We start from the raw sequence: 12,911 nt of genomic DNA, 5'->3' as shown, positions 1-12,911 counted from the left end.
TGATCAAAACGTTATTTTTTCACGGCTTGCGGGAATTCCACGCGCACGCACAGGCCGCCCAGGCGCTCGGATTTGTCGAGCACCAGGCGCGCGCCATGGCGTTCGGCGATGGCCTTGATGATGGCCAGCCCCAGGCCGCTGCCGTTGGCGTCCGTGCCGGGCACGCGGTAGAAGCGGCTGAAGACGCGCTCGCGCTCCTCGGGCGGGATGCCGGGGCCGCTGTCTTCCACCGATAACGTCACGCCGACGGGGCTGGCGCGCAGGTCGATATCGACCGTGCCGCCCTGCGGCGTGTACTTGATGGCGTTGTCGACCAGGTTGCGCAGCATGATGTTGAGCGCATCGGCCTGGCCCGCCACCTTGGCCGCATCCATGTGATGCAGGCCCAGGTCGATCTTGCGCGCCTGCGCGATGCCGGCCATGTCGCCCAGCGCGCGCTTGACGACGTCGTTCAAGTCCACCGCCTGCAGCTGGTCGCCGCTGGCGGCGCTCGCTTCCTGGCGCGCCAGCACCAGCAATTGCTCGACCAGGCGCGTGGCCCGCTCGATGCCGGCGCTGACGCGGGAAATCGCCAGGCTGCGCTTTTCTTCCGATTCGGCCCGTTCCAGGCTCAATACCTGCAGCTTCAAGGCCGCCAGCGGCGTGCGCAATTCATGCGCGGCGTCGGCAACAAAGTGCTGCTGCGCGTCGAACGCCGTCTTGACGCGGCCGAACAGCAAATTCAGTTCATGCACAAGGGGGCGCACCTCGTCGGGCAAGCCCGCTTCCGAGACGGGAGATAAATCGTCCGCCTGGCGCGCCGCCACCTGCTTGCGCACGCGCGAGACGGGCGCCAGCGAACCGCTGACGACCCACCAGACGACCAGCATCAATATCGGCGCCATCAGGGCGATGGGCCCCACCGTGCGCAAGGCCAGGCTGCCGGCCATGCGCTTGCGCACGGCCATGTCCTGGGCGATCTGCACGGTCTGGGAACTGGTTTGCACGGAAAAGATGCGGTAAGTCGTGCCGTTGGCTTTCACGTTGGAAAAGCCCAGCACGGCGCGCTGCGGCAGTTCCGCGCGCGTGATCGAGCGGAACACCTGCACGCCGTCCGGCGTCCACACCTGCACCACCATGTCGTTGTTGACGGGGTCGGCCGGCAAGGCTTGCGCATGGTTGGCCAGCGGCGCGCCGGAGCGCAGCGACAGGGCCATCTGCTGCATGTGGTAATCAAAGATCTGGTCGGCGTCGTACAGGGCGCTGCGGTAGGCGATCGAGGCTTGCGCCAGGGCCGCCATGATGATGGCCGCCAGCAAAAACCACAGCAGGCGGCCGCGCAGCGAATGCGTCACCGTGACCTTCATCCTCATGCCTTGGGCACCATGTAGCCGAGGCCGCGCACGTTCTGGATCAAGTCGCTGCCCAGCTTCTTGCGCAAGCCGTGGATATACACTTCCACGGCGTTGCTGTTGACTTCATCCTTCCAGCTGTACAGTTTTTCTTCCAGCTGCGCGCGCGACAGCACGATGCCGGGACGCGCGATCAATGCTTCCAGCACGGCCCATTCGCGCGCCGACAGGTTCACGGGATGGCCTTCGGCGATCACTTCGCGCGTCAGCGGATTGATGGACACGCCCTGGTGCTCGAAAACGGGTTCCGGGCGGCCCGAGGCGCGCCGCAGCAGGGCGCGTATGCGCGCCAGCAATTCGTCGAGGTCATACGGTTTTAATACGTAATCGTCGGCGCCCGCGTCGAGGCCCGCGATGCGCTGCTCGACGGCGTCGCGCGCCGTGGCCACGAGGACGGGTGTATCGAGCTTGCGCAAGCGCATCGAGCGCAGCACATCGAGGCCATCCTTGCGGGGCAAGCCCAGGTCCAACAGCACCAGGTCATAGGTCTGCGTCTGCAGGGCCGTATCGGCCATGTCGCCATCCTTGACCCAATCCACCGCGTAATGCTCGGCGCGCAGCAAGTCGAGCACCACCTCGCCGATCATCGTATCGTCTTCTACCAGCAATAAGCGCATGCCCTACTCCTTCATCTTGACTGTTTTATCGACCTTGCATCCTGCGCCAGATCAACCGAGGCGCACGGGAATGAAGATCTTATCGGGGCCGCGCTGTATCAGCAAGGCCACCGACTTGGCGGATTTTTCCACCACGTCGCGCACCTGCTCGACCGTGTTGACGGGACGGCCATTCACCGACAATAGCACGTCGCCCGGCTGCACTCCGGCATTCGCCGCCGCGCCGCCCGCGTCTTCCACCAGCAGGCCGGCGCTGATGCCCGCCTCGCGCTTTTCATCCGATTGTAACGGACGCAGGGCCAGGCCCAGCTTTACCTTGCCGGCGGCGCTGTCGTTCTTCGCCACTTCGGCCACCTTGTCGGCCGCATTGCCCAGGGTTGCCGTCAGGCTGACGATCTTGCCGTCACGCCAGACGTCCATGCTGATCTTGTCGCCCGGCAAGGACGTCCCCACCAGCGCCGGCAAGTCGGCCGAACCGATGATGCGCTGGCCATTCACCTTGCGCACCACGTCGCCCGATTTCAGGCCCGCCTTGTCGGCCGGGCTGCCCCGCTCGACATTGGCCACCAGCGCGCCTTCCGGCGTGGCCAGCTTGAACGAGTCGGCAAAGCCCTGGTTGACTTCCTGCACCGTCACGCCCAGCTTGGCGTGGCTGGCCTTGCCTGTGGCGACGATCTGGTCCTTGATGCGGCCGGCCAGGTCGATCGGAATGGCGAACGACAGGCCCTGGAAGCCGCCCGTCTGGCTGTAGATCTGCGAATTGATGCCGACCACTTCGCCGCGCGTGTTGAACAGGGGGCCGCCCGAGTTGCCGGGGTTCACCGCCACGTCCGTCTGGATGAACGGTACATTGCTGTCGTCGGGCAGGGAACGGCCCTTGGCGCTGACGACGCCGGCCGTCACCGTGCTGTCGAAGCCATACGGCGAACCGATGGCCAGCACCCATTCGCCCACTTTCAGGTCGCTCGAATGGCCGAGCGGCACGATGGGCAGGTTGTTGGCGTCGATTTTCAGCACGGCAATATCGGTCTTCGGATCCGTGCCCAGCACCTTGGCGCGGAATTCGCGGCGGTCGTTCAGCTTGACGGTCACTTCGCGCGCATCGCGCACCACGTGGGCGTTGGTCATGATGACGCCGTCGGGGCTGACGATGAAGCCGGAACCGAGGCCGTGCGTAGGCACGTCGCGGCCACCGCGCTGCCCGCCTTGCGGCCCCTGGAAGCGGCGGAAGAATTCGAAGAAGGGGTCGTTGCCGAAATCGTCATTGCCGGCCTGGGCCGAGGGATCGTAGGCCACCTTGGTGCTGCCCGTCACGCTGATATTGACGACGGCCGGGCTGTTGCGCGCGGCGATCTGGCTAAAGTCGGGCAAGGCCACCAGCGGCGCGCTGGCGGCAGGCGCCACGGCGGCAGCCACGGGGGCGGGTGCGGCGGCGGCCGCTGCGGCATTCGCGCCAGCATTGTTCTGATGCACCACCATGGCGCCGCCGGCACCCAGCACACCGATCGCGGCCAGCGCGGCTACGGTGCGTTTGATTTTCAGGGATGCGGTATTCGTTTGCTGTTCCATGAATTGCTCCTCATTTAATGAGATTTTGATGTATGCAATAGTGGGCCACGAGTCTTAGGCGGTGCTTAACATTTTTCCATTTGGAAACAGGCATTTGCGCCTTTAAGCAAGGTTTAATCTTGCCTGCCGCACGCATGTTGCATGCCGATCAAGGAGGACCCGAACTGGCTCCAGACGTGACACTGGCCGGATCAACCGGCCAGTATTTTACTGCATGGGAGAGGCTAGCCCGGGCGCCCGAGGGGCGCCGCAGTCAGATCAGGCCGCCTGGCGCTGTTCCAGCGCATTCACGTTAGCGGCCGCAGCGATGGTATCGCCGCCGGTGCCGATTTCGATCTTGCGCGGTTTCAGCGCTTCCGGCACTTCACGCACCAGGTCGATGGTCAGCATGCCGTTTTCAAACGTGGCGCCCGTGACCTTCACGTGGTTGGCCAGCTGGAAACGCTGTTCGAAATCGCGGGCAGCGATGCCGCGGTGCAAGAACGTGCGCTCGACGCCATCTTTCTGCTTGCGGCCCGTGACGTGCAGCGAATCGCGTTCCGTGATGATGTCGATCTCTTCGCGCGAGAAGCCGGCCAAGGCCATCACGATGCGGTATTTATCTTCCGACACGAGTTCGATGTTGTATGGAGGATAGCTCGGTTGCGCATCGGCGCGTTGTTCGTTGAGCAACTGTGCCAGGCGGTCGAAGCCGATGGCGGAACGGTACAGGGGGGCAAGGTCAAAAGTACGCATGATAAATATCCTTTTCAAATGAAGCGATAAGAGGGGCGGACCTCACCGTGAGCATCCGCCTGTTACCGATATACGGCCTCTCCAGCGCCTTTCAAGGCCTTGAAATTGGCGCAAAACGCCCCAGACAGCCTCAAATTTGTAAGAAATTTTTACAGAATGCTAGACTCGCCGTTTGCCACCCAGCCGCCGCCCCATGTCCCGTGCCTTCCTCTCTTTCGCCTTGTCCCTGCTCGTTTCCACTGCGGCCCAGGCCGCCTCGCCCACGGCTCCCCCCATCGTGCTGCAGGTGGACGCCAGCAATGTGGCGCAGCAACTGTTCAGCATCCGCGCAAGCATTCCCGCCGCGCCCGGCAAGCTGACCTTGCTGTATCCGCAATGGGTGCCGGGCAACCACGGTCCCAGCGGCCCCCTGAACCAGCTGGCCGGCCTGCGCCTGTCCGCCAACGGCCAGCCCCTGGAATGGCGGCGCGATCCCGTCAACATGTTCGCCTTTCACCTCGACGTGCCGGCCGGCGCCAGCAGCGTGGAAGCGCAATACCAGTTCCTCTCGCCCGTCGACACGAGCCAGGGCCGCATCACCATGACGGGCGCCATGCTGGGCGTGCAATGGCATGCGATGACACTGTATCCGGCCGGGCGCGCCGCGCGCGACATCCTCGTGCAGCCATCGTTGACCCTGCCGGCCGGCTGGGAATTTGCCAGCGCCCTGGAAGTGCGCGCGCGGGCGGCCACGCCAGCCGGCCAGCAAGTCGATTTCGAGCCGCTGGACCTCGACACCCTGGTCGACTCGCCCGTCTTCGCGGGGCGCCATTTCGAGCGCATCGACCTCGATCCGGGCGCCAAAATCCCCGTGCACCTGAACGTGATGGCCGACAGCGCCGACAGCCTGGAAGCGTCGCCGCTGCAAATCGAACAACACCGGGCCATGCTGCAGCAAGCCTATAAACTGTTCGGCGCGCGCCACTACCGCCACTATGACTTCCTGCTGGCCCTGAGCGACGAGTTCGGCGGCATCGGCCGCGAACACCTGCAATCGAGCGAAAACGGCGTCAAGCCCGGCTATTTCAGCGAGTGGGACAAGAACGAGGCGGAGCGCGTGCTGCTGCCGCACGAGCTGGCGCATTCGTGGAACGGCAAGTTCCGCCGCCCCGCCGGCCAGGACACGCCCGATTTCAACACGCCGCTGCAAAACAGCCTGCTGTGGGTCTACGAAGGCCAGACGCAGTACTGGGGCAATGTGCTGGCGGCCCGCTCCGGCCTGGTGGCGGCAGCCCACATGCGCGACCTGTTCGCCGCGACGGCGGCCCATTACGACGTCATGCCCGGGCGCGGCTGGCGCACCATGCAGGATACGACGAACGATCCCATCATCAATGGCCGGCGCCCCATAGCCTGGAGCAGCTGGCAGCGCGACGAGGATTACTATATGGAAGGCGCGCTGGTCTGGCTCGACGTCGACACCACCATCCGCGCACTGTCCCGCGAGCGCCGCTCGCTGGACGACTTCGCCCGCGCCTTCTTTGGCGTGCAGGATGGCAGCACCACGCCCCTGCCCTACACCTTCGAGGATGTGGTGGCGGCCCTGAACGCCGTGCAGCCGCACGACTGGGCCACTTTTTTGCGCACGCGCCTGGAGAGCCACGGCCCCGGCGCGCCGCTCGATGGCCTGGCCCGCGCCGGCTGGAAGCTGGTCTACCGCGACACGCCCACGCTCTTCCTGAAAGCCAATGAAGAGCGCGGCGAGAGCACGGACCTGAGCTATTCTCTGGGCTTGACCATCGACAAGGATGGCAAGCTGGGCAAGCTGCTGTGGGATGGCCCCGCCTTCCGGGCGGGTTTGTCGGGCAACACGACCTTGCTCGCCGTGAATGGCACGGCTTATACGCCCAAGCTGCTGAAGGCGGCCATCCAGGCGGCCAAGACGAGCCCGCAGCCGATCAACTTGCTGGTCAGAAAGGGCAAGCAATTCCAGACGGTGGCGCTCGACTACCACGGCGGCTTGCGCTACCCGCAACTGGAGCGCATCGCCGGCACGCGCGACCGCCTGTCGGCCATCCTGCAGGCGCGCTGAGGCGGTGATTGCCCGGTGATTTTGCGCCGCGCGCCCCATGCGGGGCCGGCTTTTGGTGTATGCTGGCGGCATGAATAATGACACCGACATCCAGCTCAGCGGCCCCTTCAAGGCCACCGACGGCTCCGGCCGTGCCCACGACATCAAGGCCATCCGCATCTTCGACGAAGGCTACGGCATCATCGACGTCTACGTCGACTTCGCAGCCCCGCTCGAAGCGGGCGCCTACAAGGACAAGACCCTGGTCGGCCACATCCTGGCCCGCTTGCGCAGCCTCGGCTACGTGGGCCCCGACTTCGGCCACGGCGACCTGGGCTTGCAGGACAAGAAACTGATCGTCCTGGAAGCGCCCGAGGAATTTTCCGCCTTTGCAGTGAGTAAAGGCTGGAAGGATCTTTCGGCAGAGTTTGACGAAGACTGAGCCTTCGCCACCGGAACGCCATCATGCGCCGCGCCTGCCCCTGCAGGGGCGGCGTTTTTCATCGTCCCCTTGCTTCCTTCACCCATGCTCCTGCTCTTTCTGCGTACCTGCGCCCTGCCCTTCCTGCTCTGCATGCTGGCCGGATGCCAGCAATCCGACCTGATCAAGGACTTTGAACAAAAAGTCCCGCTGCAAGACCAGCAGCTGGCGCGGCATTACAGCGATCTGCTGCGTGAAAAACAGCTGGACTATGTACGCATGGCAACCGAGCCGGGCAACAACGGCGATCAGATCCGCCAGGCGCTGCCCACCTTGAGCGCCACCTTCCCCGCAGGCGAGCCCCAGTCCGTCAGGGTGGTGGGCTACCAGCGCATCGAACAGCGCGATATGCCGCAATTGCTGAGTGTCAGCTTCGAATATGCCTATCCTGAAAAATGGATCGTCAGCACCATCGTGCTGAGAAAATATGGCACTGACGCCACCATCATGGGCTTGAGCGTGGCGCCACAAACCACATCGCTGGAACAGCAGGCGACCTTCACGCTGGGCGGCAATTCGCTGCTCCACTATGTGGTGCTCGGCGCTGCCATCCTCTCCCCCTTGCTGATCCTGTTTGCTTTGGGGTTATGCCTGCGCAGCAAGCTGACCGTCAGGAAATGGCCCTGGTTGCTGTTCATCAGCATCGGCTTCGGCCAGCTGTCGTTCAACTGGGCAACGGGACAGTACCTGTTCCTGCCCATCGCCATCCAGCTGTTTGGCGTTGCCGCCGGCACCAGCGCCTACCAGCCCTGGACATTCATCATCTCCTTGCCGCTGGGCGCCATCGTGTTTCTGCTTGTCAGGAAAAAACTGGCCGCGCCTGCAGGCCTCATGGCGTAGGCACGGCCTGCAGATAACGCGCGCTCCAGGCGGCGATGACGTTGGCCACATAGGCCGCATCATTGCGCCCCGTCAATAAGTGGTCGGCATCGTCAAGCGAGACGAAACTTTTCGGGTGCTTTGCGGCCGTAAAGATATCCATCGCGTTCGACAGGCTTACCGTCGTGTCGTTCGGCGCGTGCATCACCAGCAGGGCACGGCGCAGGCCGGCGATGTGCTCCTTTAAACTATGGCTGCCCGCGTCGTCGACGAATTGCTGGCGGATGCGGAAGGGCCGCCCTTCCAGCTGCACCAGCGCCTCGCCCTCTGCGGCGATCTGCTCCAGATGCTCGCTGAACATGCGCGTCACGTAGGCGGGCGTGCTCGGCGCGGCCAGGGTGGCAATGGCGGTCGCTTCCGGCACTTGCGCGGCGGCCGCCAGCACGGCGGCGCCGCCCAGGCTGTGGCCGATCAGCAATTGCGGCGCAGCATGTTTTGCCCGCAGGAAATCGGCGGCGGCGATCAAATCGTCCACATTCGACGAGAAATTCGTGGCGGCGAACTCGCCCTCGCTGGCGCCCAGTCCCGTGAAGTCGAAGCGCAGCACGGCGATGCCGTGTTCCGTCAAGCCTTGCGCGATGCGCCGCGCGGCCAGCACGTCCTTGCCGCAAGTAAAACAGTGGGCGAACAGCGCGTAGGCGCGGATGGCGCCGTCGGGCGCGTCGAGGCGCGCCGCCAGCACATGGCCGTGCGCGCCGGGAAAATCTTGCCGGGTGGATTTCATTGTCTCAGATCAAAGCTGCCGCGCAGGGCGGCCGATGACGCATTGTAGCGCCGGCCGGCCGCTGCCGCAGTTGGCCAACCTTATCCGCGCTGCGGGATGTCGAGCCCCTTGATGACGGCGGGACGGGCAAGAAACGCGTCCAGCGCGCGCCGCACGTTCGGAAAGTTGTCAAAACCGACCAGGTCGCCGGCGCCATAGAAGCCCACGAGGCAGCGCACCCACGGGAAGATGGCGATGTCGGCAATCGTGTACTGGCTGCCCATGATCCAGTCGCGGCCCTGCAGGCGCTGCTCGAGCACGCCCAGCAAACGCTTCGCTTCGCCGATATAGCGTTGCAACGGACGCTTGTCTTCGTATTCCTTGCCGGCGAATTTGTGGAAGAAGCCCACCTGGCCGAACATGGGGCCAATACCGCCCATCTGGAACATCAGCCATTGAATGGTTTCGTAGCGCAGGGCCGCGTCCTGCGGCAGGAACTTGCCCGTCTTTTCCGCCAGGTACAGCAGGATGGCGCCCGACTCGAACAGGGCCAGCGGCCGGCCGCCGGGACCGTCCGGATCGAGGATGGCGGGAATCTTGTTGTTGGGATTGAGGGACAGGAAGGCGGGCGACAGCTGGTCGTTTTGCTCGAAGCTGACCAGGTGCGGCTCGTACGCCAGGCCCAGCTCTTCCAGCAGGATGGACACCTTGATGCCGTTCGGCGTGGGCAGCGAGTACAGCTGCAGGCGCTCGGGATGCCGGGCCGGCCATTTTTGGGTGATGGGGAAGTCGGAAAGTTGGGACATGAAAATCCTTATTGAGTGTATGACGTGGCGCAAGAAAGCAAGTATAGCCAAGCATGGCAGTTTCAGCAGGACAGCGCCTTCAGCCAAACAAGCCATGCAAAAACCAGCGCGGCGCGGCGTCTTCTCCGCTGCCGGCGATGCGTTCGCGGTAGACCCAGTAATGGGCGTGGTCGAGGCCTTCCGCAATAAAATAATCGCGCGCCTGCGACTGGCCCCACCAGCCTGCCTCGATGCGCTCGGCCACGGACACCATTTTCAAAGGCGAGCCATAGAAGGGCCGGTGCTCGCGCATCAACAGGGCGATGGGCTGGGCCAGCAGCCAGCCGGGACGGGGCATGCCGGGCAAGCCGGGCGGCAAGTCGGGTGGCGCGCTCTTGCCGCTGACCTTGGCCGGCAGCGGCAGCCACCGGTTGGCCGCCTCGGGGCGGTAATCGGCGCGCGGCACTGCCTGCAAGACATTCTCGGCGCCCAGGCGCGCCACCAGCAATTCCAGCAGGCGCTGGCGTTCCTGCGGCGTGCCGCCCGGCTCGGGAAACAGGCTATCGCTGGGCGGCGCCATCGGCTGCACCTGCAGCGCTTCCAGGGTGAGGCCGATCACGGGCGCGTCCAGCACCAGCTGCGCCAGGCGCTCCTTGAGCAAACGCAACAAATGCTCGTCGCGCCAGACGGCCTCGCCCAAGGCCAGGTCGATGACGGTGGGCGGACGCGCCACCCTGCCCCGCTCGTGCGCCAGCAGCAATTGAATACGCTCGACGGCGAATTGCCGCGCGCACAGCCAGCCCGTCATTTGCTGCAGCAGGCGGCGCGCGCCGAACAGCAGCGCGTCGGCATGCTCGACGCGATCGAACAGTTCCAGGCTGGCGCGGAACGTGGGCGGCGCTTCGAGCCAGACGAACAGTTCCGTGCCATGGCCATGCGCATCGTCGAGCATGGCCAGCAAGGCCCCGCCGCAGCGGCGCTGCAAGCCCGGACGCGGCAAGTGGCGCAGCTGCCCCAGGGTGCGGCAGCCGATGCCTTCGAACCAGTCCAGCCAGGCGCGCGCAGGCGGCAGCAGGGCGCACGGCAGGCCGTCCAGACGGCGCACCAGGCTGGCCATGCCCAGCACGCGGCCCCGGCGCGTGCCGGCGCGCGCCAGCAGCCAGGCGCCGCGTGCCGTGGGGGCGCACGCCAGCTGGGCCGTGTAGCCGAGCGCGCGCAGGCTGGCCGCGATGTGCCGGCACAGGGCGCGCACGCCGCCGAACAGGCGCAGGCTGGCGCCCGCGTCGACCAGCAGGGTCGCTTCCTCGCCCTGCGCCACCAGCGGCGAGTATTGCAGCAGCGCCAGCGCCACCGCTTGCAGGGCCTGCGCTTCCAGCTCGGGCGAGCGTTCATGCAAACGCGCCTGCGGCGCCAGCATCAGCGCGCCCGCGCGGCGCATGCCCGGCCGGATGCCCGCCGCCCGCGCCAGCGGCGACACGGCCATCACTTGCTCCTGCTCCAGCACCACGCCGAGGCTGTCAGCCGACCAGCGCGGGCAAAACACTTCGAGCGGGAGCCGGGGCAGGTACAGGCCGATCCAGAGTCGCATGGCGCAGCAGTAAAGAAGGAGGTTGCAGGGGCAGGAACAACGGCGCGTCGCGCTGCGGTCCCCGGCGCTTGATGAAGCCGATCTCGATGCCGCCGGCGGCCGGGCGCACGGACAGGCGCAAGGGCGCCGGCGACGCATCCTGCGCGCCGTGCAGCGGGCGCAGCATGCAGAACAGGGTATTGCCCGACTGCGCCGCCAGGTGCAGCCGGCGCAGGCTGTCGGCGCGCACGTGCGATTGCCAGAACAGCAGGGCGCCGCACGTGCCGCTGCGCAAGATGTTTTCCGCCGCCCACAGGGCATCCTTGCTGCCGGCGCTTTTGATCCACAGCAATTGCGACGGCGCCAGCCCCTGCGCGGCCAGCGCCAGCGCCTGCGGCGGATGGGGCGGCTGCAGCAGCACGATGGGCAAGCCCGGCAGCTGCGCCAGCGCGGGCGCCAGCAGCCGCAATTCGCCGCTGCCCGGCTGCTGCACCAGCAGATCGATGAGGCTGCCGCTGGGCCAGCCGCCGCCGGGCAGCTGCGCCGACAGGGAGGCAAAGCCCGTATCCAGGCAGCGCGCGGCGCCCTGGCCCAGCTGCGATGCGCGCCATAAAGACGGGTGCAAGGCTTCCGGCGACGCCATCAATTGGGAATGTTGCATAATTGGCTAGGGAGATAAATACTGTATGCATATACAGTACTATCCGGCCCGGCTTTTGGCAAGGCTTATCTGCCAGAGAACATGCCCGGGGCCGCTCCGCCATGTCCGAAAAACCCCGTTTCTGGCATCGATTGCTGTACCATAAGCACTCTCCTTACCGCTCGGCAATGCACCGGGCGGCTTCCTCCGTCCATAAGGAAACGCATTTGACCACCATCCAAATCATCAGCGCCATCGTCTTCGGCCTTGCGCTCATCCACACCTTCGCCGCCAAGTCGTTTGAAACATTATCGCGGCGCCACCCCCGCCATGCGGGCTTGCTGCATCTGCTGGGCGAAGTGGAAGTCGTGTTCGGCTTCTGGGCCTTCATCCTGATCATCATCATGGCCTTTGTCTCGGGCAGCGATGCGGCCATTGAGTATGCCGAGTCGCGCCATTACACGGAGCCGCTGTTCGTCTTCGTCGTCATGGTCGTGGCCGCCTCGCGCCCCGTGCTGGACGCCGTGCAGCGCCTGCTCAAGGGCGTGGCGCGCGTGATGCCGCTGCGCACGGAACTGGCCCTCGTCTGGCTGGGCCTGGCGCTCGTGCCCCTGACGGGCTCCCTGATCACGGAACCGGCCGCCATGACCCTGGCCGCGCTGATGCTGGCGCCGCAAATCTTCCGTCCGGGCATCCCCGAATGGCTGAAATATGGCGCCTTGGGCGTGCTGTTCGTCAACGTTTCCATCGGCGGCACCCTCACCTCGTACGCGGCGCCGCCCGTGCTGATGGTGGCCACCACATGGAACTGGGACAGCGCCTACATGGCCACCCATTTCGGCTGGAAAGCCGCCATCGCCGTGCTGATCAACGCCACGGGCGTGAGCATATTGCTGCGCAAATATCTGCACAGCAACACCTCCGACATCAAGCCGAAAGCGGGCGAAGTGGAAGCGCCGAAAGTGCCGCTGGCCGTCAGCCTCGTGCACATGATCGTGCTGGCCGGCGTCGTTACCCTGGCGCATCATCCCGTGCTGTTCATCGGCCTGTTCCTGTTCTTCCTCGGCTTCGTGCAGGCGTATGAGCGCTATCAAAGCCCGCTGATCCTCAAGGAAGGTTTATTGGTCGGCTTCTTCCTCGGCGGCCTGGTGGTACTGGGCGGCATGCAGCAATGGTGGCTGCAGCCCATCGTTTCCAGCCTGAAACCGCTGGCCCTGTTCTTCGGCGCCCTGGGCTTGACGGCGATCACGGACAATGCGGCCCTCACCTACCTCGGTTCGCTGATCGTCGGCATGACGGACGAAGCGAAATACATGCTGATGGCGGGCGCCGTGGCCGGCGGCGGCCTGACCGTCATCGCCAATGCGCCGAACCCGGCCGGCGTGGCCCTGCTGCGCCGCGGCTTCAAGGATGAATCGATCGGCGCCGTCGGCCTGCTGGCCGGCGCCCTGCTGCCGACGGCCGTGGCCGGCCTGGCCTTCCTGGCTTTGTAAG

At 65.4% G+C, this 12,911-nt stretch carries 12 protein-coding genes; 4 read left to right on the top strand and 8 right to left on the bottom strand.

What is annotated here, in order from left to right:
* Positions 1 to 11: 11 nt before the first annotated feature.
* The 4 genes from AC07X6_RS24560 to AC07X6_RS24545 all read right to left on the bottom strand — a co-directional run bounded on the left by AC07X6_RS24560 (position 12) and on the right by AC07X6_RS24545 (position 4,312).
* Positions 12 to 1,346, bottom strand: a complete 1,335-nt coding sequence (locus AC07X6_RS24560) for an ATP-binding protein (RefSeq protein WP_046685864.1) — start codon at positions 1,344 to 1,346, stop codon at positions 12 to 14.
* A gap of 2 nt (positions 1,347 to 1,348) precedes the next feature.
* Positions 1,349 to 2,008, bottom strand: coding sequence for a response regulator (locus AC07X6_RS24555; RefSeq protein ID WP_070221454.1), 660 nt, complete (start codon positions 2,006 to 2,008; stop codon positions 1,349 to 1,351).
* A 51-nt stretch (positions 2,009 to 2,059) separates the two neighbouring features.
* On the bottom strand, positions 2,060 to 3,577 hold the full coding sequence (locus tag AC07X6_RS24550) for a Do family serine endopeptidase (protein WP_230541182.1): 1,518 nt from the start codon (positions 3,575 to 3,577) through the stop codon (positions 2,060 to 2,062).
* 258 nt (positions 3,578 to 3,835) lie between these two features.
* Positions 3,836 to 4,312: an Hsp20 family protein gene (locus tag AC07X6_RS24545; RefSeq protein WP_230541183.1), complete on the bottom strand. Its 477-nt coding sequence runs from the start codon at positions 4,310 to 4,312 to the stop codon at positions 3,836 to 3,838.
* A 193-nt stretch (positions 4,313 to 4,505) separates the two neighbouring features.
* Here AC07X6_RS24545 and AC07X6_RS24540 point away from each other — a divergent pair, with 193 nt between their 5' ends.
* The 3 genes from AC07X6_RS24540 to AC07X6_RS24530 all read left to right on the top strand — a co-directional run bounded on the left by AC07X6_RS24540 (position 4,506) and on the right by AC07X6_RS24530 (position 7,683).
* Positions 4,506 to 6,383, top strand: coding sequence for a M61 family metallopeptidase (locus AC07X6_RS24540; RefSeq protein ID WP_494792676.1), 1,878 nt, complete (start codon positions 4,506 to 4,508; stop codon positions 6,381 to 6,383).
* Between the two features lie 70 nt (positions 6,384 to 6,453).
* Positions 6,454 to 6,804, top strand: coding sequence for a hypothetical protein (locus tag AC07X6_RS24535; protein WP_034783462.1), 351 nt, complete (start codon positions 6,454 to 6,456; stop codon positions 6,802 to 6,804).
* Positions 6,805 to 6,888: 84 nt separating this feature from the next.
* Positions 6,889 to 7,683 (top strand): hypothetical protein, encoded by a 795-nt coding sequence (locus AC07X6_RS24530; protein ID WP_494792675.1) that lies wholly within the window; start codon positions 6,889 to 6,891, stop codon positions 7,681 to 7,683.
* Here the strand turns inward: AC07X6_RS24530 and AC07X6_RS24525 are convergent.
* The 4 genes from AC07X6_RS24525 to imuA form a co-directional block, all read right to left on the bottom strand.
* A complete protein-coding gene (locus AC07X6_RS24525; protein WP_494792674.1) occupies positions 7,673 to 8,446 on the bottom strand; it encodes an alpha/beta hydrolase family protein in 774 nt (257 codons plus the stop codon). The genes AC07X6_RS24530 and AC07X6_RS24525 overlap by 11 nt on opposite strands.
* 80 nt (positions 8,447 to 8,526) lie before the next feature.
* Positions 8,527 to 9,231: a glutathione S-transferase N-terminal domain-containing protein gene (locus AC07X6_RS24520; protein ID WP_494792673.1), complete on the bottom strand. Its 705-nt coding sequence runs from the start codon at positions 9,229 to 9,231 to the stop codon at positions 8,527 to 8,529.
* Between the two features lie 79 nt (positions 9,232 to 9,310).
* Positions 9,311 to 10,798, bottom strand: a complete 1,488-nt coding sequence (locus AC07X6_RS24515) for a Y-family DNA polymerase (RefSeq protein ID WP_494792672.1) — start codon at positions 10,796 to 10,798, stop codon at positions 9,311 to 9,313.
* Positions 10,728 to 11,438, bottom strand: coding sequence for a translesion DNA synthesis-associated protein ImuA (gene imuA / locus AC07X6_RS24510; RefSeq protein WP_494792671.1), 711 nt, complete (start codon positions 11,436 to 11,438; stop codon positions 10,728 to 10,730). Before imuA ends, AC07X6_RS24515 begins: the two co-directional genes overlap by 71 nt.
* 206 nt (positions 11,439 to 11,644) lie before the next feature.
* Here imuA and AC07X6_RS24505 point away from each other — a divergent pair, with 206 nt between their 5' ends.
* Positions 11,645 to 12,910 carry a putative Na+/H+ antiporter gene (locus tag AC07X6_RS24505; protein WP_474292365.1) on the top strand — a complete coding sequence of 422 codons (1,266 nt, stop codon included), beginning with the start codon at positions 11,645 to 11,647 and terminating at the stop codon, positions 12,908 to 12,910.
* Position 12,911: the final 1 nt, after the last annotated feature.

The organism is Janthinobacterium sp. GW460-12-1-14-LB5, from assembly GCF_059423585.1.
Note: the sequence above shows the minus strand (reverse complement) of the source record. Positions and strands in the feature narration are given on the sequence as shown.

Bases quoted from the DNA above. Each gene is read 5' to 3' on its own strand.
- AC07X6_RS24560 (WP_046685864.1), bottom strand. From the start codon at position 1,346: ATGAAGGTCACGGTGACGCATTCGCTGCGCGGCCGCCTGCTGTGGTTT.
- AC07X6_RS24555 (WP_070221454.1), bottom strand. From the start codon at position 2,008: ATGCGCTTATTGCTGGTAGAAGACGATACGATGATCGGCGAGGTGGTG.
- AC07X6_RS24550 (WP_230541182.1), bottom strand. From the start codon at position 3,577: ATGGAACAGCAAACGAATACCGCATCCCTGAAAATCAAACGCACCGTA.
- AC07X6_RS24545 (WP_230541183.1), bottom strand. From the start codon at position 4,312: ATGCGTACTTTTGACCTTGCCCCCCTGTACCGTTCCGCCATCGGCTTC.
- AC07X6_RS24540 (WP_494792676.1), top strand. From the start codon at position 4,506: ATGTCCCGTGCCTTCCTCTCTTTCGCCTTGTCCCTGCTCGTTTCCACT.
- AC07X6_RS24535 (WP_034783462.1), top strand. From the start codon at position 6,454: ATGAATAATGACACCGACATCCAGCTCAGCGGCCCCTTCAAGGCCACC.
- AC07X6_RS24530 (WP_494792675.1), top strand. From the start codon at position 6,889: ATGCTCCTGCTCTTTCTGCGTACCTGCGCCCTGCCCTTCCTGCTCTGC.
- AC07X6_RS24525 (WP_494792674.1), bottom strand. From the start codon at position 8,446: ATGAAATCCACCCGGCAAGATTTTCCCGGCGCGCACGGCCATGTGCTG.
- AC07X6_RS24520 (WP_494792673.1), bottom strand. From the start codon at position 9,231: ATGTCCCAACTTTCCGACTTCCCCATCACCCAAAAATGGCCGGCCCGG.
- AC07X6_RS24515 (WP_494792672.1), bottom strand. From the start codon at position 10,798: ATGCGACTCTGGATCGGCCTGTACCTGCCCCGGCTCCCGCTCGAAGTG.
- imuA (WP_494792671.1), bottom strand. From the start codon at position 11,438: ATGCAACATTCCCAATTGATGGCGTCGCCGGAAGCCTTGCACCCGTCT.